The organism is Rhodoligotrophos appendicifer, from assembly GCF_007474605.1.
Classification (GTDB): domain Bacteria; phylum Pseudomonadota; class Alphaproteobacteria; order Rhizobiales; family Im1; genus Rhodoligotrophos; species Rhodoligotrophos appendicifer.
This window is the reverse complement of record NZ_VHKL01000008.1, coordinates 218438-244222: the sequence shown is the minus strand read 5'-3', so window position 1 is coordinate 244222 and position 25785 is coordinate 218438. Positions and strand designations below refer to the sequence as shown.

Below are 25785 nucleotides of genomic sequence, written 5' to 3'. Positions count from 1 at the left end.
CTCGGCAGCTCCTGGAGGGGGCTGGGGGGCAAGGCGGGATTTGCCCGGCCTGGAGCGGTCTCTGCGACGTCGATCTGCAGCCGTTCAATGAAGGCTTCTGGGGCAACGAGCTGGCCCAATGGCCTATTTCCTGAAGCGGCGGGTCTCCTCATAGAGCTGTTCCAGCACGGCCATGCGCGCCGACGCGGCCGGCCAGATCCGCTCGGCCGTGGCGGCGATCAGCGCCTCCACCAGGATCAGGGGCACGGCGAGGGAATCGGCACTGGAAGGAGCCTCGATGCGCAGCGGCAAGGCATGCCGCGCAACCGCGCTGATCGGTGACATCCATTGATCCGTGAGCAGGACCACGACGACCTCGCGACGTGCGGCGATCTGAGCGAGTTCGACCAGGTCCCGCTCGTAGCGGCGGATGTCGAACACGATCAGGACGTCCCCCGGCGCCATGTGCAGGAGACATTGCGGCCAGCGGCTGGCAGCGCTCGGCAGGGCATGGACGGCGGGGCGTATCCCCTCCAGATGGGTGGCGAGATAGGCTGCGAGCACGCGGGTGAGCCGCCCGCCGGCCACATGAATGGCCCGCGTCTCGTCCGCCAGCAGCGAGACGATGGCATCGAACTCCCGGTGATCGGCAAGCTGCAGCGACCGCTCGAGATTGTCGACCACGGCCACGGCGAAGCGGTTGAGCATATGCGTATCGGGCGCCCCGACGGCCCAGCGCTCATGCTTGGCCAACGGCGTCGACAGCTGCGCCGCGAGCTCGGCGCGCAGCTCTTCCTGGAATTCTGGAAACCCCGCAAATCCGAGCTTCTGGACGGTGCGGATGACCGTGGGAGCGCTCACCCCCGCGGCCCGCGCCACCTCGCTGACATTGGTTAGTCCGGCGACGGGATAATTCGAAAGAAGCGTCGTCGCCAGCAGCCGCTCCGCCCGCGTGAGCCGCTCGAAGGAGAGCCGGATGCGCTCGGCGATGGTGCCGGTATCCTGCGGGGCGGGGGATGACGGAGAGTGCTTCGCCAATGTTGCTACACTCCATTCGAGTTTAAGAGATCGTCATCCTCAGGTCGAGCCCGAGGACGACGACTGAAGAGGCAAGCCTGCCAGAGGCCTCCTACAGCCCCAGATCCCCTTTGATCGCTCTCTCGGCAATGTCCCGATATTCGGCCTGGGTGAAGAGGATGGGATTGCTCCCGGCCGAGGGATCGCGCACCGCCATTTCTGCGACCTGGTCGAGCTTCCCATCGTCGATCCCCATCTCCGCCAGCGTGTTGGGGATGCCGATCTCCGAGCGGAGGGCGACGATCCAGTCGAGGAAACCGCGGAACCCGTCACGCAGCCCGAGATAGCTGGCCGCGCTGTCGATCAGGGCCTCGATCTTCGGCCGGTTGGCCACCAGAACATAAGGCATGAGGACGCCGTTCAGGGTGCCGTGATGGGCGTCGTACAGCCCGCCGAAGGGATGCGACAGCGCATGGATCGCGCCGAGGCCGCGCTGGAAGGCGGTGGCTCCCATGGAGGACGCCGCCAGCATGTTCGCTCGCGCCTCGATATTGGTCCCCTCCGCCGTGGCAACCGGCAGCCAGAGCCGGCACAGGCGCATGCCCTCGACGGCGATGCCGGCGGCCATGGGATGGTAGCCGGGCGCACAATAGGCTTCGAGATTATGGGCGAGCGCATCCATGCCGGTGGCCGCCGTGAGCATTGGCGGCAGCCCGACCGTCAGCTCCGGATCGGCGATGACGATCCGCGGCAGCAGCTTCGGATGGAAGATGATCTTCTTCTCGTGGGTCGCCTCATTGGTGATGACCGTAGCGCGGCCGACTTCTGAGCCGGTGCCGGCCGTGGTCGGAACCGCTACGATGGGCGCGATCGCCTCCGCATTCGCACGCGTCCACCAGTCGCCGATATCCTCAAAATCCCAGAGCGGCCGGGTCTGTCCCTGCATCATGGCGATGGTCTTGGCGACGTCGAGGCCAGAGCCGCCGCCCAGGGCGATGACGCCGTCATGGCCGCCACGGCGATAGGCTTCGACCCCGGCGACCACATTGGCCTCGACCGGGTTGGGCCTGACCTCCGAGAACACGGCGACGTCGAGCCCCTCGGCCTTGAGATTGTCGATGATCGCCTGGACCATCGGCAGGCGGGCGAGCCCGGGATCCGTGCCGAGCAGGGGTTTCGTGATCCCTGCGTCGCGGCAGGCTTTGCCGAGCTCGCTGATGCGCCCGGCGCCGAAGCGGACGGTGGTGGGGTAGTTCCAGTTGGCGGTGAGCGTCATGTGTGCCTCTAGTGTAACTGTTTGTCATCCCGGCCGGAGCAAAGCGCAGAGGCGGGATCCCGCGCGCCCGAGGTCCCGGGTCAAGCCCGGGACGACAATTTTTATGCTGAGCCCGTCTTCATCCGGAGATGGAACGACTTTGGCCGGGTAAGGGCGTCGTAGCCGAGCCGCGACAGGGTGACCCCGCGGCCCGAATCCTTGACGCCCGTCCAGGCCAGCGCGGGATCGAGATAGTCGCAGCGGTTCATGAACACGGTGCCGGTCTCGAGCCTGTCTCCCAGCGCCTCGGCGGCTGCGACGTCGCTCGTCCAGATCGCCGCCGTCAACCCGAACGCGCTGTCGTTCATGAGCGTCACGGCTTCATCGTCGCCGGACACTTTCATGATGCCGACCACGGGGCCGAAGCTTTCCTCCCGCATCACAGACATCTGGTGATTGACGCCGGTGAGGATCTGCGGCGCGAGGTAGGGCGTGCCCGCCTTGCTGGCAGCGAATGCCGCCTCGTCCACATGCGCGGTCGCACCCGAACGCACGGCGGCATCGATCTGACCGCGGACGAAATCCGCCGCACTCGACTTCACCATGGGACCGATGGTCGTGGCCTCCTCCAGCGGATTGCCCAGCACATAGCCGCGCGTCAACGCGACCGCCCCCTCGACGAAGGCGTCATAGACGGCCGCATCCACATAGATCCGCTCGATGCCGCAACAGGATTGGCCCGAGTTGAAGAAGGCACCGTCCACCAGGTTCTCGACGGCATGGGCGATATCGGCGTCGCGGCGGACATAGGCCGGATCCTTGCCGCCGAGCTCCAGGCCGAGCCCCATGAACTGCCCGACCGCCGCCCGCTCCATGGTCCGCCCGCCGGCGACCGAGCCGGTGAAGCAGACCATGTCGGGAAGGCCGCCGGCGATGGCCTTGGCCGTCACATCGTGGCCCATCACCAGAGTGCTGAACAACCCCTCCGGCAGGCCGGCCGCCGTGCAGGCCGAGGCGAAGCGCTCGCCCACCAGCAGGGTCTGCGTCGCGTGCTTCAGCACCACCGCATTGCCGGCCATCAGGGCGGGGATAATCGAATTGACGGCGGTGAGATAAGGATAGTTCCACGGCGCGATGGTGAAGACGACGCCCAGCGGGTCGCGCTTGATGCTGCGCTTGAAGCCCTCCTTCGGCCCGGGATCGAGGGGCGCCAGGGCCTCGGCGGCGATGCCGATCATATGCCGCGCCCGCTCCTCGAAGCCGCGCAATTCACCGGCGCCGTAGCGCACGGGCCGCCCCATCTGCCAGGCGAGTTCGGGGACGATCTCCGCACTCATCGCCAGCATGGCGTCGACCATGGCCGAGCAATAGCGGCCGCGCTCCTCGACACTCAGTCGCTTCCAGTCCTGCTGCGCGGCCCGTGCCGCCTTGAACGCGGCCTCGACCGCGCCGTCGCCGACCGTCGGCCTCTCGGCATAGAGGCTGCCGTCGACCGGCGATATGATCTTCAAAGTCTCGCTCACCGTAGATCCTCTCAGCTTTGTTCGAAACCGCGCTTCAGTTCCCAGTCGGTGACGCGGCGGTCATACTCGAACTGTTCCCACTTCCCCGTATGCACGTAGTGATCGATCACCTCGTCGCCGAACGCCTGCCGCAGCATGGCCGAGCCGTCGAGGAGAGTGATGGCATCGCGCAGGGTCTTGGGAATTTCGCGCAAATTCGCACCCACATAGGCATCCCCCACATAATCCTTCTCGAGCTCGAGCTTCTCGTCGATGCCGGCCTGTCCGGCCGCCAGCATGGCCGCGAAGGCGAGATAGGGGTTGAGGTCTGCGCCACCGATCCGGCATTCGCAGCGGATCGCCTTGGAATGCTCGCCGCAGAGGCGGAAGCCGGCGGTGCGGTTGTCGCGGCTCCAGATCGACCGCGTCGGCGCGAAGGTCCCCGCCTGGAAACGCTTGTAGGAGTTGACATAGGGAGCCAGGAAATAGGTGATGTCGGGCGCATATTTCAGCAGCCCCGCCATGTAGGTCTTCATCAGCGGCGACATGCCGAGCGCATCGTCGTGATCGTAGAACAGCGGCGTCTTGCCGTCCGCGCTCCACAGGGATTGATGGATATGGGCGGACGACCCGGCAAGCGCGAAATCCCATTTCGCCATGAAGGTGACGGCCTTGCCCTGCAGATAGGCGATCTCCTTGATGCCATTCTTGAGGAACACGTGCCGATCGGCCATGGTCAGCGCATCCGCATAGCGGACATTGATCTCTTCCTGCCCCGGACCCCACTCGCCCTTTGAGTTCTCGACGGGGATCCCGGCCGCGTGCAGCCCCTTTCGGATGGCGCGCATGACGCCTTCCTCCTTGGTGGTCTGCAGGATGTGGTAATCCTCGATATAGTAGCCGGCGGTCTGCAGCCCGCGATAGCCCTTGTCATGGGCGCCGCGAAACGTCTCGTCGAAGAGGTAGAATTCGAGCTCCGACGCAGTGAAGGCCTTCATGTCGCGGGCTTCGAGTCGCGCGATCTGCGCCTTCAGGATGGCGCGCGGGCTGTGCGGGACGGGCTCGTGGCTGTGATGGTCGAGCACGTCGCACAAGACCGAGGCCGTACCCTCGAGCCAGGGCACCCGCATCAGGGTGGCGAGGTCGGGCTTCAGCACGAAATCGCCATATCCCTTGTTCCAGTTGGCCGCCTTGTATCCCGGCACCGGCTCCATATCGATGTCGTTGGCCAGCAGATAGTTGCAGGCATGGGTCTCGTCCACGCCGCTTTCCAGGAAAAACTCCGCCTGGAAGCGCTTGCCGATGGGACGGCCCTGCATATCCGCGAAAGTGACCAGCACGGTGTCGATCGAGCCGTCGGCGACGGCTTTCTTGAGTTCGTCCAGGGTGAGCTGTGCAGCCATTATGTCTCCGTCTAGGTAACGCCGTCATCCCGGCCGCGCCCCGGGATCTCGAAGGGCAGGGGGCTGATCCCCTGCGACCCCTGGATCCCGGATCTTCGCTACGCGGCGTCCGGGACGACGATGGTGTTCGATGCGTTCAAACCGCCGCGGCCCGGCGCTTCTCCGCATGCTCGAGCGCGAACTCCTCCTCCGGCGACAGGATGAGCTTATGCCGTCCATGCACTGCGAAATAGATGATGCCGATCAGGAACCAGAGTCCGACCCAGAATACGCCCTTGAAGAAGTTCGGGTCCTGGATCTGGTAGCCGATCGTGACGATCGCGATGAGGATGGTCACGATGGCACCGGGATTACCGAAGGGGCTCCGGAATGGACGTTCGATATCGGGCTGGTTCTTGCGCAGGAGGATGAACGACACCGCCTGCAGGATGTAGGAGCACATGGCGCCGAACACGGCCATGTTCAGAAGGATGGAGCCGATCGCCGCCCCGCCTTCATCCGCACCGAGCGCAAACCAGATGGTCAGCATGATGATGAGACCGACGATCGAGCCCACAATCATGGCGAGATGCGGCGTGTGATACTGATGGTGCGTTTCCGACAGCTTGGTGGGGAAGTATCCGGCGCGGGACAGCGAGTAGATCTGCCGTCCTTGCGCGAACAGGATCGTATGGAAGCTCGAAATCAGGCCGGTGAGGGCCAGGAGTCCGAGCACCACGAGGCCGACATCGCCATAGACGGCTCTGAAGCCGTCAAGCAGCGGCTCGAGCGAGGAGCCGAGTTTGAAGGTTCCCACGCCCGGCACGGACGGGTTCAGGAGCACGATCATGAAGGCCGAGATCATGAGCGTGATCATGCCCAGGATGATGCCGCGCGGCATGTCGTGCTTCGGATCGACCGATTCCTCCGCCGCCAGCGGCAGTTGCTCGATCGCCAGGAAGAGCCACACCGCGAAAGGCAGCGAGGCAAGGATGCCTGAGAGTCCGAAGGGGAAATAGGGTCCGTTGCCCTCAGGAAGCTCGGTGCCGTCGGGCGCCACATTAAGGGCCCAGCGGGTGAAGTCCATGCTGGGAATTGCGCTGATCCAGAAGAACACCAGCACGGCCAGCGACAGCAGCGTCACCACCAGGGTCACCCTGAAGGACAAGGCCACGCCATAGATGTTGAGCACCAGGAAGATGCCGTAGAACACGATCCAGAGGATTGGCGAATAGACGGGATCGAAGCCGAAGATCGAGTTCACATAGGCGGCGATGAAGGTGACGATCACCGCCGGTGTGATGACATATTCGACGTTCTCACAAAGACCGGTGATGAAGCCGCCCCAAGGTCCCATGGCGGTGCGGGCGAAGGAATAGGCAGCCCCCGTATGCGGCAGCGCCGGGGACATCTCGGCGATGCAGAAAACGAGTCCCAGATACATGATGGCGATGATGATACCGGCGACCAGAAGGCCGCCCCATCCGCCGGTGCCGAAGCCGAAATTCCACCCCGAGAAGTGACCCGAAATCACGGCACCCACCCCGAGCGCCCACAGAGACCAGACCCCTGCATAGCGTTGCAGATGGCGCTTCTCGAAATACTCGGCCCCAACCCGTCTATACTCGACTCCACTGTGGTCATGCGACATGTGCAGTCCCCAATCCCTCGAATGTCGGCCCCGCGCCGACGGCGAGCTTCGTCCTAGTCGCCCCCGCCCGTTCTCGGTTCTTTATGGTTCATTCTTGACCGCGCCTCCGTGAGCACTCGACCGAGCTTGTCGGCCCACACCGCCTGCCCCGCGGGATGCGTGATGAGGTCATTACGAACCTCAATCATCGAATGCGCAATGCCTCGCTGCTCTCCATGCACCGGGATTGTGTAATGGGTCGCGTCATTGACCGGATAGGGAACATTGTCGCCGATGACCAGGGTCGGATCCGCCGCGAGCAGAGCGTTGATCGTGTGCGACAGCTCCGGTGCCCGATTGTACTGCGCGCCCACATGCCAGGGCCGCTGAAAGCCTTTGTAGATCGGCGTGAAGGAATGGAGCGTGACGAGAATGCTTTCCCGACCCTGTGCCGCCCTCTCGTCGAGCAGCCGCGCGACCGCATCGTGGAAGGGCGTGAACACGGCGTCGATCCGCGCCCGCCGCTGATCTGCAGTCAGGTCGCGATTGCCGGGAATCGGTGTGAGCTCGCTCACCTCGCACATGGCTTCCGGACTGTCCGGCGGCCGGTTGCAGTCGATCACGAGTCGGGAATAGAGCTGCAGCAGCAGCGGCGCATCCAGCGCCTCCGCCATGAGCCGGGCCATGGGCTCGGCGCCGATGTCCCAGGCGATATGAGCGGAGAGATCGGCGTCGGCGAGGCCGAGACGACCAAGCGCTTTGGGGATGCGGTTGCCGGCATGTTCGCAGACCAGGACGAAGGGCGACGCTCCGTCTCGGTTCACAACCACAACTGGGCCGTCCTCGCCCTCGAGCAGGCTCTCCGCCATTCTGACCTCTGAAATTCCCAATATTGTGAGAATAATTCCAGAGGCCTGTAAGGTTGTCAATATTGTTACAGGATCGTGTCGGGCTCGCTGACCGTCGAGCTGCTTCGGCCTGACGGCAGGACGAGAGTGGCGGTCGAACCCTGGCCGGGCACGCTTTCGAAAACGATGTCGCCGCCATGGGCGCGTGCGAACTGGCGCGCAATGGACAGCCCCAGGCCGACCCCGCCGCGGCGGCGTTGCAATTGATCGTCGAGCTGATGGAAGGGCTCGAAGATGTGCTCGAGATCCTTCGCTGAAACGCCGATGCCTGTGTCCTTCACGGAGAGCAGCAGGCTGCCATTCTCTCCCGCTTTGCATGTCACGGTGATCACCCCGCCAGGGGGTGTGAACTTGATGGCGTTGGAGACCAGGTTCACCAGGATCTGCTTGAGCAGCCGGTAATCCGCCGTCAGGGTGAGGGTCCGGGGGCAGGGGACGATCTCGATCTTGACCCTGCCCGAGGCGGCGGCGGCGTTGAGCAGCCGGGGGATGGCCTCGAGGAGCTGCTGGACGGCGAATTTCTCCTCATCGAGTTGGATGAGGCCGTTCTCGGCCCGGGCCATTTGCAGCACATCGTTGATGATCCCCAGGAGGTGCTGGCTGTTTTCCTGAACATCGCGCGCATATTCGAGATACCGCGGTTCGCCGATCGGGCCGAAGGTCTCCCGGGCGATGAGATCGGAAAATCCGATGATGGCGTTCAGCGGTGTCCTGAGCTCGTGGCTCATGATGGCGAGGAACCGCGACTTCGCCACATAGGCACGCTCCGCCTCCTCCTTCGCAAGCCGCATCTCTTCCGCGCGCCGCAGGGCCGAGACGTCCGTGCCGACGCCGCGATAACCGAAATATTCGCCTTCCTCGCCGAAAGCGGGCCGGGCCGTGAGCGCCCACCACCGCACTTCATTGTCGATCTTCACCGGGACGTTCACGTCGTTGAACGGCTCCAGGGCAGCCATGCGCTCCGCCAGCAGGGTCCAGCCCGGATCCGGAACCCCATTGGCGAGCGAGGCCAAGGGCAGGCCGAGCAGGTTGGCCCGTTCCCGACCCAGCATGGCGGGCAGACGGTCCGAGCAATAATTGAGGCGTCCCGAGACGTCTGTTTCCCACAGCCAGTCATGGGCGTTTCGCTCGAAATCATGGAGGAGCAGCCAGAGGAAATGGTTTTGATGCGCGACAGCCTGATTGTCGATGGCCCGGGACACGGTGAGTCGCGCCTGCGAAAGGATGCTGGCGGTGAAGGCCGTGCCATAGATGAGCGTGATGGCGCCCAGGGCGAAAAGATGCACGGAGGGATGCAGGAGGCACTGCACCATGAGCGGCGCGAGGATGGTGAGGGTGTAGGTGAGCGCCGCGGTGGGGATGGCGGCCAACGCATAGCCGCCGCTGAAGGCCATGCCCGTGGCCAGGGCGGCGATCAACAACTGGATCTCGAGGGGGCTCGATCCGAACATGAAGGTCGCCAGGGCGCCCCAGGGCAGGCCGAGCAGAAAGGCATAGCGGAGTGTCCGGCTCACTGCCGCACGTGAGGCCGTGGCCGGCAGCGCATTGCGCCGTCGTGCCCAGGACCACAGCATGAGCCCCGACATGCCCCAGACCGCGACCAGCCAGAGCAGCAGGGTCTGCTGCGGAAAATATCCCCAGGTGGCGACGACGAAGATGCCGGAGCAAAGCACGTTGGACGCCATGCTCCACGGCGTGAGCCGCGCGATCGCATTGATCTGGTCGCGGCGAATCAGGCCGTGATCGATGACCGGGGCCTTGAGCGGCCTGTTGGCTCGACTGGCTTCCAGCGACGGGTCGTTCTGGTTCGCATTGGGTTCTGCGGGCATATGCGAGCTCAACGTCATACCGTCTGTCCATGCGGAGGCCGCCCTTGCTCCGCTGCCGGAGCCAGGCGAGGACCTTAACGCCTTGCGAATTCAACGTGCGTAAACGCAGCCGAAAGTCGTTCTCGGTGGTTAAGACTTCATTGGCCGGAGCGTGTAAGGCACATCTCCGGTGCGACCGGTCTGTTGACGCAGGATGAGCGTGGGACCGGGCCGCCGTCAATCGAGTTGACCAAGAGGAGAACTGATGAGCAAACCAGTAACACCCTTGCTGACAGCGGACTGTGTGGCCGTGGATGACGATTTGAGAGTGGTTCTGATCCGTCGCGGCACCGATCCCTTCAAGGGCGGATATGCCCTTCCCGGCGGTTTCGTGGACGTCGGCGAGACGGCGGAGGAGGGCTGCCGGCGGGAGCTGAAGGAGGAGACGGGTCTCGAAGCCGGAGAGCTGTCGCTGATCGGGATCTACTCCGATCCCAATCGCGATCCCCGGTTTCATACGGCCAGCGCCGCCTATTTGACCCGCATCGGCAGCCAGCAGCCGAAGGCCGGCGACGACGCCGCCTCCGTTGAACTGATCGCGGACTGGCGCGGATTGACCCTGGCTTTCGATCACGCCCGCATATTGGCGGATGCTTGGGCGATGCTGGACAAGCAGAACCGCTAGCTACTTGCTGTCCATGTCGATCGTGCCGTCCCAGGCGGCCGGCGGATCGACCCGGAACCGGCTGATGCGATCGCGATAGATCTTGATCAGGCTCTGCACGGGCAAGGCGGCGGCGGCCAGCTCCAGCTCGCTCAGGAGCCGGTCGGCCTCCGCCCATCGTCCCGCTCGGAATTCTGCGAGCATCGCCTCATTGGCGGCGAAGGCTTTCCCGAAGCCGGGATCGGCCTTCATCTCCGGCCCGCCCAGCAGGGCGTGGATCCGCACCGGCTCGGTCTTGCCCATGACCCGCACCTGATCGGCCTCGAAGAAGGCGTGATCCGTCGCATCCTGGGCGGTCGATTGACCCACCAGCACCGAAACGCCGTAGCGCTTGGTGAGGCTCTCGATGCGCGAGGCGAGGTTCACGCAGTCGCCGATGGCGGAATAGTTGAAGCGCTGCGCCGAGCCCAGATTGCCGACGCAGCAGACACCGGTATTGAGCCCGATTCCGATGTCAAGCGGCCGGCCGATCTTCGCCCGGACCTCGTCCAGCCGGTCGATCATGCGCAACACGGTGCGGCAGGCATGCGACGCATGCTGATCCGTGGGCAGCGGCGCATTCCAGAAGGCCATGATGGCATCGCCGATATACTTGTCGATCGTGGCGCCCCCCGCCAGCAACTCGTCGCTCATCGGGGTGAGGAAATCATTGATGAGGCTGGTGAGCTCCTGCGGCTTGAGGCCTTCGGACAGGGTGGTGAATCCACGGATGTCGGAAAACATGATGGTGAGCTCGCGGTCCTCGCCGCCAAGCTTCAACTGGTCCGGCTCCTCCGCAAGCCGTTTCACCAGCGCTGGCGCCAGATAGAGGCCGAAGGCGGAGCGGATGCTCTGCCGTTCCTTTTCCGTCGCCAGGAACAAGACACCCGTCGTGGCGATATAGACCGCCACCACGCAGAGGGCCGCATAAACCGGAGACAGCAGCAGATTGTACTGGGAAAAGGCGAGCCAGGACGAGATCATGACCAGGGCGATGGCGGTGGCTCCGATCAACGCGCCCCAGCCCGGCCCGTGCCGTGGCAGGAACAGGATCAGCAGGAGGCCGATGATCAGCGAGATGAATTGCTCCGCCCCCGGCGCCCAGTCGGGCCGCACCAGGAAGGCGCCGTCGAGGATCTGATCGATGATCTCGGCCTGGACGAAGACGCCGGGGACCGAGGCGGAGAGGGGCGTCGCGACGATGTCCAGGAGACCGGCCGCGCTGGTGCCGATGAGCACGATATGACCCTCGATGAGCGACCGCAGGCTCTCCATGTTGACGTCGTTCTGGGCGACCTCCCAGGCGGGGAGAACATTTCGGTCCGGCCCATTGGTGAAATGAATCCACATCTCGCCCTCGGCCGTGGTCGGGACGGTGAACTCGCCGATCTTGACGGCGACGACACCGGCATCATCCCCGATCTGGGTCTCGCCGCTGGCGCCGGTGGACCGGACCTGAATGGTGCTGGCGCCTTGCGCGACCCGCAGCGCCTCGGCGGCGAGGGAGGGATAGAGCTGATCACCCTTGCGTCCGATCAACGGAGCGGTGCGGATCACCCGATCGCGGGTCGGGCGATAATTGACGAAGCCGACGCCGGAAGCGGCATTCTCGAGGGCACCGATATTGGTGATCGCGCCGCTATAGTCGGGCAGATAGCTGGAGGGGTCGCTGCCGGCAAAGGCGAAGCCGGCCTTCGCCACGGGCTCTTTGCTGTTCTTCTGGCCCGACAGGATCATGCCGGCCACGACGGGGCCCTTCGCGAAGGCTGCCTCGAGAATCTGATCATTGTCGGGCAGGGCAGTGGGAAGTGCGATGTCGAGATCGGGCCTTGTCTGCTTCAGGCGCTGCAAAACCCGTTCAGGAGAGGTCCGGTCGGGTTCGGCGAAGACGATATCGAAGACGATGGCCGCAGCCCCGGCTTCGCTAAGCCGTTCCACGATGCTTGCGACCTGGTCCCGGCCCCACGGCCACTGTCCGAGCCGCTGCAGGCTCTCCTCGTCGATGTCGATGATTCTGATAGGAGAATCGAAGTCTCCGCGCGGCTTTAACTGTTGATATGTGTCGAAAAGGTTCCAGGCCAGAGTGTCGATGAGGGCGGGCCGAGTCACGGCCAACAATAGAACAAGCGCAAGTGCCAAGACCCCCGCCAAGCGGGCCCACCGAGTCCTGGATTGTGGCTTTTGTGCCGCCATAGGGAGTGATTAGACATGAGTGTTAGAGGATAATGGTGGCTTACTACTCGATCGCGCACTAGACTGCACGGCGTTTCGGCGTTGAGTTTGGGGGCGCCGTTATGGGGAGAACCCTATAAATGCTTGCTAAAGCTCACCTCGCGAAAGCGACGGGGGTCATAATGGCGTGCGCTGCTGCATTGTGGAGCAATGCGTCAGCCAGCGCCCAGGAGATTTCGTACGAACAGATCCTGAATTCACCAGACAATCTCGAATTGTCCTTTGCCTATGCCAGGCAGGAGGCAGCAAAAGGGAATCTGCAGCAATCCGCGGGCAGCCTTGAGCGACTTCTTCTGCTCGAGCCGGAATGGGACTCGGTCCGCCTGTTCTATGCGATGGTCCTCTATCGCCTCGACGACATGGACGGCGCATTGCGTGAGCTGAACATTCTGCGCATGCGGGAATTGTCCCCATCGCAGCGGAACGAAGTCGAGCGCTACATCAGCCTTGCCGACACGCGCAATGCCATGACCCGGGTCTATGGCGATTTTTCCTTCGGCGCGCGTTATGACAGCAACCCCAACCTGTCGCCGGATAACGGGACGATCCTCAATGAGGACGTGCCGGTGAACAATGACATCAGCAAGGAAGGCGACGGCGCCTTCTACACGACTGGAAAGGTCCGCCTGGAGCAATCGCTGGGCACCGGCAATGGCGACTTCTTGTTCCTCGACACCCGCGGTTGGTTGAACGAGCAGTTCAATGTCGACAAGCAGGACTATATTTCCGGTCGCGTCGAAGCCGGCGGAACCTTCTTCTTTGGTCCGGTCGCCGTGACGCCGAAAGGCATTTACACGGGCCTGACCTTGGACAGCGACCACTATCTCGACGAATATGGCGGCGGCTTGGATGTGACCTTCGCCCTGAACCCGCATTTCACATTTCTGACGTCGGTGGACGCGGTTCAGCAGGACTACCACAAGATTTCGATCTCGAGCGTCGGCAGCGAGCGCGATGGCGCGCGGGTCGATGCGGGCGGCGGCTTCATCTGGCGTCCCGTCCAGTGGAACACGTTCACTCTGGAAGCCTATTACGTCAACAAGGACGCCGAGGATGCGAGCTTCGCCTATGAGGGCGTCTGGGGCCGGGCCTCGAACCTGACGCTGCTCGGGAAGGGCACCTATCTCCTGTCCCAGCTCTACATCTGGAACCTGGACTACGACGCGCCCGATCCACGGTACTCGTCAACCATCACCCGGGAGGATTTCCGCCTCAAGGCGAGGCTGGCCTATGGCACCCCGCTGCAGACGGTCGCCGATCTGTTCACGGCTGAACTGCCGCCCACCCTGGGCGATCTGAATTTCCAGCTTTCGGGATCCTACACCTATCAGGACTCGAACATTCCGAACTTGGACTTCGACAATTGGACGGTCGAAGGCCTGTTCACCAAGCGCTTCGCGTTTTGAGGAGACAGGCAAGATGAACCGTACATTTAGCGCACCAAACGCAGCGGGAACCGCCCTTGCTCTGGGCCTGCTGCTCACCACGGTCTCCGGTCAGGCCATGGATGCCTATGCCCAAACAAATCGTGTGGGTGTCAACGCGGCGGTGAGAGGACAGGTCTATGTGACCGGTGCCGAGGCCGCCAACAAGCGCAAGGCCCAGGTCAAGGAGAACGTCTTCCGCGGCGACGCAGTGCAAACTGAGAAGCAATCCGCCCTGCAGATCCTGCTGCTGGACGAGACGGTCTTCACCGTGGGCCAGAATTGCAACTTGACCATAGACGAGTTCGTCTATGATCCCAATGCCGGCTCCGGCAAGGTGGCGGCATCGATCGCCAAGGGCGCCTTCCGCTTCATGACGGGAAAGATCGGCACGGCCAATCCCTCCTCCGTATCCCTGCGGACGCCGGCCTCCACGATCGGAATCCGCGGCACCATGGGTGAGGTCGCTGTTGGCCCGGACGCCGTGGCGATCTGCAAAGCCTCCGGCGTCGGCAGCGGCCTGCGTTTCGATCCTGCAAGCGCCAGTCTCGTCGCCCTTCGCGGCCCTGGCCGGGGTCGCAACTCCTTCGACAAGCAGGGCCGCATCATCATCACCGGGGGTGGCCGCAGCGTACAGATCTCCGAGCCGGGCTATGCTGTCTGCGTGCCTTATGAGGGGGCGACTCCCTTGGGCCCGTTCCGGCTCGATGCCAACGCCTTGGCTTATTTCGACACCTGGCTGCGCTCCGCACCCCAGGGTCGCGGCATCAACCCCTCTGACGTGACCCAGACGGGTGGTGCGCTGAGCGACCAGAACCTCTTCAACCAGCCGGCACCCGGTACGGACCCGCTGGAGCTCGAGCGTGACGATGCGATCGAGGACAGCAATATTCCCGGCGAGCCCTATGGCGGTGGTGGCGGTGGTGGCGGCGGCGGCGGCGGCGGCGGTGGCGGTGGGCCTTCGGAGCCCGTCTTTGTCGAACGACCGGACTTCGGGCCGTTCGACGGGCCCTTCGTGATCGACAACTTGTTCCCTGATGAACCCTATGGGGGCGGTGGAGATCCTTATGGTGGGGGTGGCGACCCCTATGGCGGCGGCGGCGAGGAGCCTCCGCCGGACTGTCAGCCCTACTGCAATTGAGACGCGGCCGGCTTGCGGGCCGGCGCGGAAAAACGCGACTTTGAGGCGTTCTAGTCTAGAACGCCTCTTGCGTTTGCGGCGGACGCGTCATTAATGCGCCTTATGCTCACCGCCACTGAACCAGCAAACCTCTCCGCGCCCTTGTCTTCCGAAGGGCCCAGGCCGGCCGGCCACCCGAAAGTGGCGGTCGGCAAAATCGGCGTCCTGATCGTCAATCTGGGGACCCCGGAAGCGACCTCCTATTGGCCGATGCGCCGCTATTTGAATGAATTTCTGTCCGATCGCCGCGTCATCGAGGTGAACCCGATCCTCTGGAAAGTGATCCTCAACGCGTTCGTCTTGACGACGCGACCGAGCAAGAGCGGGCATGCCTATGACAAGATCTGGAACCGGGAGCGCAACGAGAGCCCGCTGAAGACCGTCACGCGGGCCCAGGCGGAACGGATCTCGGCTCGGCTGGAGGCTATGCCGGGGGTGGTGGTGGACTGGGCCATGCGATATGGCCTGCCGCCCATCGCCGAGCGCCTGGAGGCGCTGGTCTCCCAGGGCTGCGATCGGGTGCTGATCTTCCCGCTCTACCCGCAATATTCGGCAGCCACGACGGCAACGGTGCAGGACAAGGCCTTCGACGCCTTGAAAACGATGCGCTGGCAACCGGCTGTGCGCACGGTTCCGGCCTATTTCGACCACCCGGCCTATATCGATGCCCTGGCGCGCTCGCTGCAGGGCCATCTCGCCGAGCTCGATTGGAAGCCCGACCGGGTGATCGCCTCCTATCATGGCTTGCCTGAAGACTATCTCACCAAGGGCGACCCCTATCACTGCCATTGCCACAAGACCACGCGCCTGCTGCGCGAGCGTCTGGGCTGGGAGGCGGGCGACCTGCAGCTGACGTTTCAGTCCCGTTTTGGTCGTGCCGAATGGCTGAAGCCCTATACGGCCGATACCATCGAAGCTCTGCCGGGGCAGGGGGTGAAGAACATCGTCGTCATCACGCCGGGCTTTGCCGCCGACTGCGTCGAGACCCTGGAAGAGATCGCGATCGGCGTCGCCGAAATGTTCCATGCCGCCGGCGGCGAGAAATTCTCCGTCGTCCCCTGCCTGAACGACAGCGAGCTGTCCGTCGACATGCTGACCACCATCATCGAGGACGAGCTGCAGGGCTGGCGGTAGGGGCCAATCTTCGCCGGCGCTTTATTTCCCCGAATCGCGATCTGAGACTAACATCGCTCTCCCCGATACGTCCTCAGCCTGAAAGCTTAGACTTTGCGCCTCGAAGGAACCACGCTCGGCGTCACGCTCATTGTCGCCTCGGTCTTCATGCTCTCTTTTGGTGACGCAGTCGTCAAACAGAGCAGTGCGGACTTTTCCTTGTGGCAACTCCTCGCATTGCGAAGTTTGATCGCCGTGCCTGTGCTGATCGGCATTGCCAGATTTGCAAGCCCCGGCTCGTCCCTCTGGCCGAAATCCGTTGGCTGGGTAGTGCTTCGCAGTGTGCTGATCGTGCTGATGTGGATTGCGTTCTACACAGCACTGCCATTCATGAGCCTTTCGGTCGCGGCGACGGCGCTTTATACGATCCCGCTGTTCATTGCCATTTTCTCTGCCGCGCTCATTGGCGAGCCGGTCGGCCTCAAGCGATGGTTGGCGATCCTGGTCGGCTTTGTCGGTGTGCTGGTCATCCTGCGCCCCGCGGCCGACGATTTCTCCCCCGTGGCGCTTCTGCCGGTGCTGGCCGCCGCCTTATACGCGCTGGCCGCCATCGTCACCCGCAGCAAGTGCGCTCATGAAGACTCATTGAGCATTGCCACGGTGCTGAACCTTTGCCTCCTGCTCACCGGGTTCGTCGGCGTGGTGGCTGTCGGCCTCATCCCCGGTGCAGCCGATGCGACCCTTCCGTTCCTGCTGGGACCCTGGGTTGAGTTGAAAGCGGAGACCTGGGCGGTCATTGTGCTGCTTGGCATCTTGATGGTGGCCCAGAGCATCGGCGTGGCCAAGGCCTATCAGATCGCGCCGCCGGCCATCATCGGGACCTTCGACTACAGCTATCTGGTGTTCGCGGGATTCTGGGGTTTCGTCTTTTTTGGCGAGGTCCCCGATGGGCTGACGGTCATCGGCATCGGGTGTATTCTGGCCGCTGGCTGGATGGTGGTCTGGGGAGGGCAGGCGAAGTCCGCGACCGAGCCCCTCTGAGCCTTCGCTAAACCTTAAGCCTTGCGCTACATATGCTAGCGGCTTGGGTCCTGCGGAGCGTTGCCATGTTTCAAGGTGTTTCGATCTTTGTCCTGATCCTGCTGGTCCTCGTGCTCCTGGCGATCTTCCAGGGCATTCGGGTCATTCCGCAGGGCTGGAATTATACCGTCGAGCGGTTTGGCCGCTATACGAAGACCCTCAATCCGGGGCTTAACCTCATCGTCCCCTTCATCGACCGCGTCGGCGCCAAGCTGAACATGATGGAGCAGGTGCTCGACATCCCGAGCCAGGAGGTGATCACCCGCGATAACGCCATGGTGGAGGTGAACGGCGTCGCCTTCTACCAGGTGCTGGACGCGGCCAAGGCGGCCTATGAGATCTCCGGGCTGCAGAATGCCGTCGTCAACCTGACGCTCACGAACATCCGCACCGTCATGGGGTCCATGGACCTGGACGAGCTCCTGTCCAAGCGCGACGAGATCAACCAGCGCCTGATCAATGTGGTGGACCAGGCGACCCATCCCTGGGGCATCAAGGTGACCCGCATCGAGATCCGCGACATCAATCCGCCGCGCGACCTGGTGGATTCCATGGCCCGCCAGATGAAAGCGGAGCGGGAGAAGCGGGCGAGAATTCTGGAGGCCGAGGGTGTGCGCCAGGCAGCCATCCTGGCGGCCGAGGGCCAGAAGCAGTCGGCGGTGCTCGAGGCGGAGGGGCGCAAGGAGGCGGCCTTCCGGGATGCCGAGGCGCGCGAACGCTCCGCCGAGGCCGAAGCCAAGGCGACACAGGTCGTCTCCGAGGCCATTGCCGGCGGCAACATTCAGGCGGTGAACTACTTCGTGGCGACGAAATATGTGGATGCCCTGAAGTCTCTGGCGTCGGCACCGAACCAGAAGGTGCTCATGCTGCCGGTGGACGCGACGTCGATCCTGGGCGCGATCGGCGGCATTGCAGAATTGACCCGCGAGGCCATGGGCGGCGGCGCACCGCCGGCCCGGCCGACGACTCCCACGGGCCTGCGCCGCACGACGGAGACGGTGCCGCAGGTCCCCTTGCGTCCCGCACCGAGCGAATGAACGCTCATGATCCAATGGCTTGACAGTCTGGGCCTGTGGAACTGGTGGATCCTGGCCGGCGTGCTGCTGGTGATCGAACTCCTGCTTCCCGGCTTCTTCTTCATGTGGCTCGGCGCTGCCGCAGCACTGATGGGCTTGACGCTGCTCTTCGTCGACATCCCCTGGCAGGGCCAGATCGCCGGCTTCGCGGTGCTCTCAATGGCGGCTGTGCTGCTGTCGCGTCGCTTCTTCGGCGGACGAGGCGTTCGAAGCGACCAGCCGAACCTGAACCGCCGTCAGGACAGCTTCATCGGCCAGCGCTTCCGGCTGCATGCACCGATCGTCGATGGCCGTGGCCGGCTGCAGATCCACGACACCTCCTGGGTCGTGAAGGGCCCCGATGCCCCTGCGGGAGCTTGGGTAAGGGTCATCGGCACCGACGGGATCGACCTGATGGTGGAGCTGGAAGCAAAGCCGAGCTGACCAGGCGCCCTTAAGCGGTTCACCCCATCCTCACGGCATTGTGACAGATTTGCGGTAAATCTGCGGCTGATTTGCGGTAACATATCGACATTAGAAGAAAGTAAGGAGGAGTAATCTGATGTCTGATGAGAAAACAATGGGTGAAAAATGGGGTGAATATCAGCCGTCAAAAACACTCTGGATGTGGTCTTGTATAGGGTGTGTGATTGCGACAATTGTCGTTGGCTTCTGGTTCGGTGGCTGGGTTACTGGGGGAACGGCCGAGGCCATGGCAAAAAATGCGGCGACAACTTCGCGCGCTGAACTCGCGTCGGCGATTTGTGTGACGCGCTTCACGGCGGCGCCCGACTTCTCGGTCCAACTCGCGGCTCTCAAGAAGGAAAGCTCGTGGCAGCAGGACGACTTCATTGAGAAGGGTGGCTGGACCACGCTTGGTGGCATGACAGAGCCGGTCGAAGACGCAGCCGGCCTGTGCTCGAAGGAGCTGGCATCCATGGAGATCCCAGCCGCAGATGGCCAAGCCGCTGTGACGAACACCGTCGTTCAATAAGAGCGGTGGCACTTGCTGAGATCACGGCGGAAGGGGCGTCATGATCTCGGCGAGGCTTTTGGGCCAGCCGGCAGCGATCCGTGTCGCTACTTCACGCCGATCCGCAGCAGGTCGTGAATATGCAGGATGCCGACCGGGGCGGCGTTCTCGACCACGAACAGCGTGGTGATCTGGCGTTCATTGAGGATCGCCAAGGCGGTTGAAGCCAGGGCCGACGGCTCGATGGTGACGGGCTTTACCGTCATGACCTCGCCGGTCGTCCGGCTGATGAGGTCGGAGCTCATATTGCGACGCAGATCGCCGTCGGTGATGACTCCGGCCAGCGTGCCGTCGCCACGAACCACTCCCACGCAGCCGAAACGCTTCGAAGTCATGACCACCAGCGCCTCGGCCATCAGCGCGTCCACATCGATCAGCGGCAGCTCGGCATCTCCATGCATGACTTCATGCACGAAGGAGAGTTGCGCCCCGAGCTTGCCGCCGGGATGCAGGGCGCGGAAGTCCTCCGGTGAAAATCCCCGATTCTTGAGAAGAGTGACGGCCAGGGCGTCCCCGAGTGCCGCCTGCAGAGTGGTGGACGTGGTCGGCGCGAGCCCATTGGGGCAGGCTTCCTCATGCGCCGGCAGGACCAGCCCCACGTCGCAGGACCGCGCGATGGTGCTGTCGGCGCGGCTGGTAATGGCGATGAGCGGCACCCGCCAACGCTTCACATAGGCGACGAGATCGGCGAGTTCCGGCGTCTCCCCGGAATTGGACAGGACCAGCAGCACGTCCTGCTCGGTGATCATCCCGAGATCGCCATGGCTGGCTTCGCTGGCATGAACGAAGAGCGCGGGCGTTCCTGTCGATGCAAGGGTCGAGGCGATCTTGCGGGCGATGATGCCGCTCTTGCCGATGCCCGACACGATGACCCTGCCGCCCTTGCGCCGGATGCGTTCGATCGTGTCGATCGCATCCAGGAACGGCTGCTCCAGCTCCGTATTCAAGGCATCCGCCAGGGCCGTGAGCCCGCGTGATTCGGTCTCGACCGCGTTGGTGGCGAAGATGACGAGCGGATCCGTGCTGCGGTTCATGAGCGACTCAGGACTGTTCCAGATCCGTCCATGTACCGTCAAGCCGGCTGCTACCGCAACACGCGGGGTCCCGGATGCCAACATGGTTAACGGCCGGCAGCGTTCATAAACACTTTATTAACCTTAACAAAAGATTATCCGCTCGTGCGGCAAGCAGGTGCGAGCAAGGGGAGGATCATGGGTCAAGGCGAGCCGAAATCGGCCTCGCGTCGGCTCATTCCGGCGCTTGCGGCCTTGATCGCAGGAGCGGGGCTGCTCTTCGGTGACGGCGAATCAACGGCCTGGGCTCAGGCTGTGGATGTCACAGAGAGCACCGCCTTCGATCCGCTCGCGTTAACCTATGGCGGCTTTCTCGCCTATCCCTCTCTCGAGATCGGCGCGGCGATCACCGACAACGTGCGTGAGTCGAAAACCAACCGCATTTCCGACGTCGGCCTGCGGCTGAAGCCCGAGCTCGACCTCTACAGCGACTGGGTGCGCCATGCCTTCAGGCTGCACGCGGAGAGCGAGCATGTGCTCTATGCCAAGGAATCCGATCAGAACGAAGATAATGCCGACATCAATGCCGAGCTCCGTCTGGATCTGCGCCGCGATTTCTCGACCACCATCGAGGGCCGCTACATCCTGAGCCAGGAGGGATTGGCCCAGGCAGACATCCCCGTGAACGCGCTCAATCCCCGCAAGGATGAGAATTTCGCCGCTTTCGGTGGGGTGACCTATGATCCCGGTCGCATCTCGGTGACCCTGCGCGGCGGCAGCGCCTGGTATCGCTCCGGCGACGTGAAGCTGTCCGACGGCAGCGTGCAGAACAACTCCGACCTCGCCTATACGGCACCGCTGGCGCAACTTCGCCTCCGGTACCAGGATGCGCCGATCTTCGTTCCCTATGTGGAAGCCTCCTACATTCCCCGAATCTATGACGAGGTGGATGACGTCCTCGGCGTGAAACGCTCATCCGATGGGTTGAAGATCGCGGTCGGGGCGGAATTCGCCCCGAATGCCCTCTGGACCGGCGAGGCGGCGGTCACCTACGAGATGCGGGATTACTATAACCTGGCCCTGAAAGACGTCGATGGCGTGGGCTTTGATGCGAACGTAGTCTGGAGGCCGACGAAGATCAGCGCTGTGAAGCTTGAAGCCAACAGCGGGATCGGTGAGACGAATGTTGCGGGCGCCAGTGCGACCCGCGACTACACCGTCGGCCTCCGCTACGACCATGCATTCCGCTACAACTTCATCGGGGCCCTCCTCGGCCGCTATACGCTCCAGGACTATGTCGGCCTCGATCTGAACGAGCAGACCGTCGCCGCAGGCCTTGACCTGACCTATTGGCTGAACCGCCGCGTTGCGGTGATCGGCGGCTACCGGTTCGTCCATTACACGAGCACAGAGGAATATCGTGACTACGACGAGAACCGCGTCACGATCGGGCTGAGGTTGCAGCCTTGAGGGCGAACGATCTCATCCCTTGTCGGCGGCCAGGATCTCGTTGAGGGCCTTGCGGAAGGCGGGGCCGAGGTCTGCACGGGCGAGGCCATAGGCAACATTGGCGGCGAGGAAGCCGATCTTGTCTCCGCAATCATAGGTCTTGCCCTTGAATTTGAGGGCGTGGAACTCCTGGTCCGTCATGAGCGCGAGCATGGCGTCCGTCAGCTGGATCTCGCCCCCCGAGCCGGGTTTTTGGATCTCCAGCTTGGCGAAAATTTCGGGCTGCAGGATGTAGCGGCCCGAAATGATGAGGTTCGAGGGCGCATCCTCGCGCTTGGGCTTCTCGACCATGCCCTTGATCTTCTGGGCGCCGCTCGCCTGCACCGGACCCACATCCACGACGCCATAGCGATGGACGTCCTCATGCGGGACCTCCTCCACGGCGATGATGTTCCCGCCATGAGAATTATAGGCGTCGATCATCTGGGCGAGGCAGCCGGGCTTGGCATGGATGAGCATGTCCGGCAGCAGCAAGGCGAACGGCTCGTCGCGAACCAGCTCTCGGGCGCACCACACCGCGTGCCCCAGCCCCAGCGGCTCCTGCTGGCGGGTGAAGCTCGTCTGTCCCGCGCTCGGCAGCTCCGAGATGAGCATCTCGAGCTCTTTGGTCTTGCCGCGGGTCTTGAGCGTGGTCTCCAGCTCGAACTGCTTGTCGAAATGATCTTCGATCACCGCCTTGTTGCGCCCTGTGACGAAGACGAAATGCTCGATTCCCGCCTCGCGAGCCTCCTCCACCGCCAGCTGGATGACGGGTCGGTCGACCACCGTCAGCATCTCTTTCGGCACCGCCTTCGTGGCAGGCAGGAAGCGGGTGCCGAGACCGGCAACGGGGAAGACGGCTTTGCGGAGACGTCGCGACATGAATTCCTCTCTCAGTTTGGCCCTGCTTTTGCTAGCCTGTGAAGGACAAAAGCTCAATCGTCCAGGGTTGCAACAGGGTGTGCCTCTCAACGTTCAGGGCGAGTTTTGGTTCGGAGGTCACATGGCTATTCTCGTTACCGGCGGCGCTGGCTACATCGGCAGCCACATGGTTTTGGCGCTCACCGACGCCGGAGAGGATGTGGTCGTCCTCGACAATCTGTCCACCGGTTTTCGCTGGGCGGTGGCGCCGGCCGCGCGCTTCGTCCACGGCGATGTCGGCGATGAACCTCTGCTCGACAGCATCTTCTCTGGGAGCGAGATCGAGGCGGTGGTTCATTTCGCCGGATCCATCGTGGTACCGGACTCCGTCGCCGATCCGCTGGGATATTATTTGAACAACACGGTGAAGACCCGGGGGCTGATTGCCGCCGCGGTAAAAGCGGGCGTGCCCCACTTCATCTTCTCTTCGACCGCTGCCGTCTACGGCATCCAGGACGAGATGCCGGTCACCGAAAAGGCCCGCCTCGATCCGATTTCCCCCTATGGCACATCGAAGCTCATGTCGGAGCTCATGCTGCGCGACACCGCGGCAGCTCACGATCTGTCATACGCCGTGCTGCGCTATTTCAACGTCGCCGGTGCCGATCCGGCAGGGCGCAGCGGCCAGTCGACCCCGCGGGCCACGCATCTCATCAAGGCCGCATCCCAGGCAGCTTTGGGCGACCGTCCCTATCTGGAGATCTTCGGGCGCGATTACCCGACCCCGGACGGCACCTGCATTCGCGACTACATTCACGTGACGGACCTGATTTCCGCCCATATGGCAGCCTTGAAAAATCTTCGTGCCGATGGGCCGAGCGACATCTTCAATTGCGGCTATGGCACCGGCTATTCGGTGCTCGAGGTGATCAAGGCGGTCGAACGGGCGACGAACCGGCCTCTTCCGGTGAAGGATGCGCCCCGCCGGGCGGGCGATGCACCGATGCTCGTGGCCGGTGCCGACAAGGTGCGTGCCCAGCTCGGCTGGGTGCCGCATCACGCGGATCTGAACGAGATTGTGGCGTCCGCCTTCCATTGGGAGGATCGGCTGAAAGACAAGCTGAGCGCCGCCTGAGAGGCGCGTGCCACGTCTGAAACACAATTGAAACACATGAACGTCACATAACACCAGCGTTCAGGAAGCAGACATGTGCGCCGTGCAAATCTCGCAACTGTCAGCCGCTGGTGTCGTCCGCCCCCAAATCTCTCAGCCAGCGGCCGGCGAGGGGGGCCTGCCATCTGGCAGGCTCCCCGACTCTAGTGCCGAATCCCACTCCGGCTCGCATCGGCCACATGGGCGGCAAAAATCTCCGCCGTCCGATCCCAGCTGAACTCGAGAGCCCGCAGCCGCGCATCCGTGCGACGGCAAGTGAGGGCGCGGGTGATGGCCTGTCCGAGATCCTCGTCAAGCGCGCCCGAGACGCCATCCTCAACGATGTCGATGGGTCCCGTCACGGGAAACGCTGCAACCGGCAGGCCTGACGCCATTGCTTCCAGCATCACCAGCCCGAACGTGTCCGTCCGGCTCGGAAAGACGAAGACATCGGCCGAGGCCATGATTTCCGCCAGGGCCTCGCCGCGGCGATAGCCCGTGAACACGGCGTCCGGATGTTGGGCCTTGAGCCGCGCCAGCGCCGGCCCGTCGCCGACCACCATTTTGGTGCCTTTGAAATCAAGCGACAGAAAGGCCTCGATTCCCTTCTCCACGGCCACGCGGCCGACATAGAGGGCGATGGGGCCCGGGAGATCGAGTTGGATGCGTCGCCCCGGGTGGAACAGCGTGTGATCGACCCCTCGTGTCCACAGCCGGACATTGGCGAAGCCATGCGCCTCGAGATCCCGCGCCACGGAGGGTGTTCCCGCCATCACCGCCTGGGCGGGGGCGTGAAACCATCGCATGAAACCGTAGCCTGCGCGCTCGACGCCGGCGAAATTGAGCCGCGCCCGCAGATAATCTGGAAAGCGGGTGTGATAACTGGTGGTGAAACAGCGTTTCCGGCGCACGCAGTGCCGTCTTGCGGCAAGCCCCAGCGGCCCCTCGGTGGCGATGTGAACGGCATCGGGTGCGACCGCCTCGATCATCTTGCCGACCCGGCTTGTGCGGGCGAGCGCCAAGCGGATCTCGGGATAGCTGGGCATGGGCCAGGTGCGGAACTGATCCGGCGTGATCATCGAGACGACATGACCGCGGGCTCTCAGACCCTCGCTGGTTTTGACCAGCGTCTGGACGACGCCGTTAATCTGCGGGAACCAGGCGTCGCTCACGATCAGGATGTGCATTGAAGCTCTCGAAGCGGTTCTCGGGGACGGCTACCCAGTGGATGATCTCCAACTTGCCGGAGAAGCTCTCCACCAGCGCCGTGCAGCTTTCCACCCAGTCGCCGTCATTGCAGTAATGGATGCCGTCGATATCCCGGATCTGCGGTGTGTGGACATGCCCGCAGATGACGCCATCTGCACCGCGCTGCCGGGCCTCGCGGACGAGAGCCGTCTCGAAGCGGGACACGAATTCGACCGCCCGCTTGACCTTGTGCTTCAGATAGGCGGACAGGGACCAGTAGGGCAGGCCGAACAGGCGGCGCACCCTGTTGAAGACGACATTGATGGTGATCGACAGGCCATAGGCATTGTCGCCCAGCAGCGCGAGCCATTTTGCATAGCGCACGACCCCGTCGAACTCATCGCCATGGATCACGAGATACCGCTTGCCGTCGGCCATGATATGCATCGCCTGGCGCTGTACGCTGATCCGTCCGAAGCGCGCATCCACGAAGTCGCGGAAATATTCGTCGTGATTTCCGGGGATGTAGATGACCTTGGTGCCTTTGCGAGCCTTGCGCAGGACCTTCTGGATCACGTCGTTATGGGTCTGGGTCCAGTACCACCGCTTCTTGAGCGCCCAATTGTCGACGACGTCGCCGACAAGATAGAGCGTATCCGACTCCGTATGCCGCAGAAAATTGAGCAGCAGCTCCGTCTGTGCTCGCCGCGTCCCGAGATGCAGGTCCGAGATCCAGATGGTCCGGTAGCGGAAGGAAGCGGTGGGCATCTGATTCATGAGC

The 25785-nt window shown here is 63.3% G+C and carries 22 protein-coding genes; 10 read left to right on the top strand and 12 right to left on the bottom strand.

Translation table 11 applies throughout. The features are described 5' to 3' along the window. Positions 1–123: 123 nt before the first annotated feature. The 7 genes from FKM97_RS18655 to FKM97_RS18625 all read right to left on the bottom strand — a co-directional run bounded on the left by FKM97_RS18655 (position 124) and on the right by FKM97_RS18625 (position 9520). Positions 124–1017 carry a MurR/RpiR family transcriptional regulator gene (locus tag FKM97_RS18655; RefSeq protein ID WP_144293937.1) on the bottom strand — a complete coding sequence of 298 codons (894 nt, stop codon included), beginning with the start codon at positions 1015–1017 and terminating at the stop codon, positions 124–126. Positions 1018–1108: 91 nt separating this feature from the next. After that, on the bottom strand, positions 1109–2272 hold the full coding sequence (locus FKM97_RS18650; protein WP_144293936.1) for an iron-containing alcohol dehydrogenase: 1164 nt from the start codon (positions 2270–2272) through the stop codon (positions 1109–1111). Positions 2273–2373: 101 nt separating this feature from the next. Beyond that, positions 2374–3774: an aldehyde dehydrogenase family protein gene (locus FKM97_RS18645; protein ID WP_144293935.1), complete on the bottom strand. Its 1401-nt coding sequence runs from the start codon at positions 3772–3774 to the stop codon at positions 2374–2376. 11 nt (positions 3775–3785) lie between these two features. Further along, positions 3786–5156, bottom strand: a complete 1371-nt coding sequence (locus FKM97_RS18640) for a glutamine synthetase family protein (RefSeq protein WP_144293934.1) — start codon at positions 5154–5156, stop codon at positions 3786–3788. Between the two features lie 136 nt (positions 5157–5292). Further along, a complete protein-coding gene (locus FKM97_RS18635) occupies positions 5293–6786 on the bottom strand; it encodes an amino acid permease (RefSeq protein WP_144293933.1) in 1494 nt (497 codons plus the stop codon). A 53-nt stretch (positions 6787–6839) separates the two neighbouring features. Beyond that, the gene (locus tag FKM97_RS18630; protein WP_144293932.1) at positions 6840–7634 is read right to left on the bottom strand and encodes an N-formylglutamate amidohydrolase; all 795 of its coding nucleotides are present in this window, start codon (positions 7632–7634) and stop codon (positions 6840–6842) included. A 65-nt stretch (positions 7635–7699) separates the two neighbouring features. Further along, positions 7700–9520 (bottom strand): sensor histidine kinase, encoded by a 1821-nt coding sequence (locus tag FKM97_RS18625; protein WP_144293931.1) that lies wholly within the window; start codon positions 9518–9520, stop codon positions 7700–7702. Between the two features lie 226 nt (positions 9521–9746). On the opposite strand from FKM97_RS18625, the gene FKM97_RS18620 reads away from it, so the two are divergent. Beyond that, positions 9747–10166, top strand: a complete 420-nt coding sequence (locus tag FKM97_RS18620; RefSeq protein WP_144293930.1) for an NUDIX domain-containing protein — start codon at positions 9747–9749, stop codon at positions 10164–10166. On the opposite strand, the gene FKM97_RS18615 is transcribed toward FKM97_RS18620, so the two are convergent. Further along, positions 10167–12323, bottom strand: coding sequence for a CHASE2 domain-containing protein (locus FKM97_RS18615; protein WP_170240994.1), 2157 nt, complete (start codon positions 12321–12323; stop codon positions 10167–10169). It lies immediately after the preceding gene. A 215-nt stretch (positions 12324–12538) separates the two neighbouring features. On the opposite strand from FKM97_RS18615, the gene FKM97_RS18610 reads away from it, so the two are divergent. The 7 genes from FKM97_RS18610 (at position 12539) to FKM97_RS18580 (ending at position 19262) form a co-directional block, all read left to right on the top strand. Further along, positions 12539–13822 carry a surface lipoprotein assembly modifier gene (locus tag FKM97_RS18610; RefSeq protein ID WP_170240993.1) on the top strand — a complete coding sequence of 428 codons (1284 nt, stop codon included), beginning with the start codon at positions 12539–12541 and terminating at the stop codon, positions 13820–13822. Positions 13823–13835: 13 nt separating this feature from the next. After that, a complete protein-coding gene (locus FKM97_RS18605) occupies positions 13836–14981 on the top strand; it encodes a FecR family protein (protein ID WP_144293927.1) in 1146 nt (381 codons plus the stop codon). A gap of 102 nt (positions 14982–15083) precedes the next feature. Then, complete coding sequence (gene hemH / locus FKM97_RS18600) at positions 15084–16154, top strand: ferrochelatase (protein ID WP_170241009.1); 1071 nt, start codon at positions 15084–15086, stop codon at positions 16152–16154. Between the two features lie 93 nt (positions 16155–16247). Continuing rightward, positions 16248–17174 carry a DMT family transporter gene (locus tag FKM97_RS18595; protein WP_205015170.1) on the top strand — a complete coding sequence of 309 codons (927 nt, stop codon included), beginning with the start codon at positions 16248–16250 and terminating at the stop codon, positions 17172–17174. A 65-nt stretch (positions 17175–17239) separates the two neighbouring features. Then, positions 17240–18250, top strand: coding sequence for an SPFH domain-containing protein (locus FKM97_RS18590; protein WP_144293925.1), 1011 nt, complete (start codon positions 17240–17242; stop codon positions 18248–18250). A gap of 6 nt (positions 18251–18256) precedes the next feature. Then, positions 18257–18712: an NfeD family protein gene (locus tag FKM97_RS18585; protein ID WP_144293924.1), complete on the top strand. Its 456-nt coding sequence runs from the start codon at positions 18257–18259 to the stop codon at positions 18710–18712. 118 nt (positions 18713–18830) lie between these two features. Beyond that, complete coding sequence (locus FKM97_RS18580; protein ID WP_144293923.1) at positions 18831–19262, top strand: hypothetical protein; 432 nt, start codon at positions 18831–18833, stop codon at positions 19260–19262. An 86-nt stretch (positions 19263–19348) separates the two neighbouring features. Here FKM97_RS18580 and FKM97_RS18575 read toward each other — a convergent pair whose 3' ends face one another. After that, entirely contained in the window at positions 19349–20335 is a 987-nt protein-coding gene (locus tag FKM97_RS18575; RefSeq protein WP_144293922.1) for a KpsF/GutQ family sugar-phosphate isomerase, read from the bottom strand. 177 nt (positions 20336–20512) lie between these two features. Here FKM97_RS18575 and FKM97_RS18570 point away from each other — a divergent pair, with 177 nt between their 5' ends. After that, complete coding sequence (locus tag FKM97_RS18570) at positions 20513–21784, top strand: outer membrane beta-barrel protein (protein WP_144293921.1); 1272 nt, start codon at positions 20513–20515, stop codon at positions 21782–21784. A gap of 12 nt (positions 21785–21796) precedes the next feature. On the opposite strand, the gene galU is transcribed toward FKM97_RS18570, so the two are convergent. Continuing rightward, positions 21797–22684 carry a UTP--glucose-1-phosphate uridylyltransferase GalU gene (gene galU / locus FKM97_RS18565; RefSeq protein ID WP_144293920.1) on the bottom strand — a complete coding sequence of 296 codons (888 nt, stop codon included), beginning with the start codon at positions 22682–22684 and terminating at the stop codon, positions 21797–21799. Positions 22685–22805: 121 nt separating this feature from the next. On the opposite strand from galU, the gene galE reads away from it, so the two are divergent. Then, entirely contained in the window at positions 22806–23798 is a 993-nt protein-coding gene (gene galE, locus FKM97_RS18560; protein WP_144293919.1) for a UDP-glucose 4-epimerase GalE, read from the top strand. Positions 23799–23980: 182 nt separating this feature from the next. Here the strand turns inward: galE and FKM97_RS18555 are convergent, their stop codons facing one another. Both FKM97_RS18555 and FKM97_RS18550 read right to left on the bottom strand, forming a co-directional pair. Beyond that, positions 23981–25003: a glycosyltransferase family 4 protein gene (locus tag FKM97_RS18555; RefSeq protein WP_144293918.1), complete on the bottom strand. Its 1023-nt coding sequence runs from the start codon at positions 25001–25003 to the stop codon at positions 23981–23983. After that, the gene (locus tag FKM97_RS18550; RefSeq protein WP_246105156.1) at positions 24960–25781 is read right to left on the bottom strand and encodes a UDP-2,3-diacylglucosamine diphosphatase; all 822 of its coding nucleotides are present in this window, start codon (positions 25779–25781) and stop codon (positions 24960–24962) included. The genes FKM97_RS18555 and FKM97_RS18550 overlap by 44 nt, the downstream gene beginning before the upstream one ends. Positions 25782–25785 lie beyond the last annotated feature (4 nt).

Bases quoted from the DNA above. Each gene is read 5' to 3' on its own strand.
- FKM97_RS18640 (WP_144293934.1), bottom strand. From the start codon at position 5,156: ATGGCTGCACAGCTCACCCTGGACGAACTCAAGAAAGCCGTCGCCGAC.
- FKM97_RS18570 (WP_144293921.1), top strand. From the start codon at position 20,513: ATGGGTCAAGGCGAGCCGAAATCGGCCTCGCGTCGGCTCATTCCGGCG.
- hemH (WP_170241009.1), top strand. From the start codon at position 15,084: ATGCTCACCGCCACTGAACCAGCAAACCTCTCCGCGCCCTTGTCTTCC.
- FKM97_RS18620 (WP_144293930.1), top strand. From the start codon at position 9,747: ATGAGCAAACCAGTAACACCCTTGCTGACAGCGGACTGTGTGGCCGTG.
- galE (WP_144293919.1), top strand. From the start codon at position 22,806: ATGGCTATTCTCGTTACCGGCGGCGCTGGCTACATCGGCAGCCACATG.
- FKM97_RS18635 (WP_144293933.1), bottom strand. From the start codon at position 6,786: ATGTCGCATGACCACAGTGGAGTCGAGTATAGACGGGTTGGGGCCGAG.
- FKM97_RS18650 (WP_144293936.1), bottom strand. From the start codon at position 2,272: ATGACGCTCACCGCCAACTGGAACTACCCCACCACCGTCCGCTTCGGC.
- FKM97_RS18580 (WP_144293923.1), top strand. From the start codon at position 18,831: ATGTCTGATGAGAAAACAATGGGTGAAAAATGGGGTGAATATCAGCCG.
- FKM97_RS18550 (WP_246105156.1), bottom strand. From the start codon at position 25,781: ATGAATCAGATGCCCACCGCTTCCTTCCGCTACCGGACCATCTGGATC.
- FKM97_RS18605 (WP_144293927.1), top strand. From the start codon at position 13,836: ATGAACCGTACATTTAGCGCACCAAACGCAGCGGGAACCGCCCTTGCT.
- FKM97_RS18590 (WP_144293925.1), top strand. From the start codon at position 17,240: ATGTTTCAAGGTGTTTCGATCTTTGTCCTGATCCTGCTGGTCCTCGTG.
- FKM97_RS18555 (WP_144293918.1), bottom strand. From the start codon at position 25,003: ATGCACATCCTGATCGTGAGCGACGCCTGGTTCCCGCAGATTAACGGC.
- FKM97_RS18610 (WP_170240993.1), top strand. From the start codon at position 12,539: ATGGCGTGCGCTGCTGCATTGTGGAGCAATGCGTCAGCCAGCGCCCAG.
- galU (WP_144293920.1), bottom strand. From the start codon at position 22,684: ATGTCGCGACGTCTCCGCAAAGCCGTCTTCCCCGTTGCCGGTCTCGGC.
- FKM97_RS18625 (WP_144293931.1), bottom strand. From the start codon at position 9,520: ATGACGTTGAGCTCGCATATGCCCGCAGAACCCAATGCGAACCAGAAC.
- FKM97_RS18630 (WP_144293932.1), bottom strand. From the start codon at position 7,634: ATGGCGGAGAGCCTGCTCGAGGGCGAGGACGGCCCAGTTGTGGTTGTG.
- FKM97_RS18575 (WP_144293922.1), bottom strand. From the start codon at position 20,335: ATGAACCGCAGCACGGATCCGCTCGTCATCTTCGCCACCAACGCGGTC.
- FKM97_RS18585 (WP_144293924.1), top strand. From the start codon at position 18,257: ATGATCCAATGGCTTGACAGTCTGGGCCTGTGGAACTGGTGGATCCTG.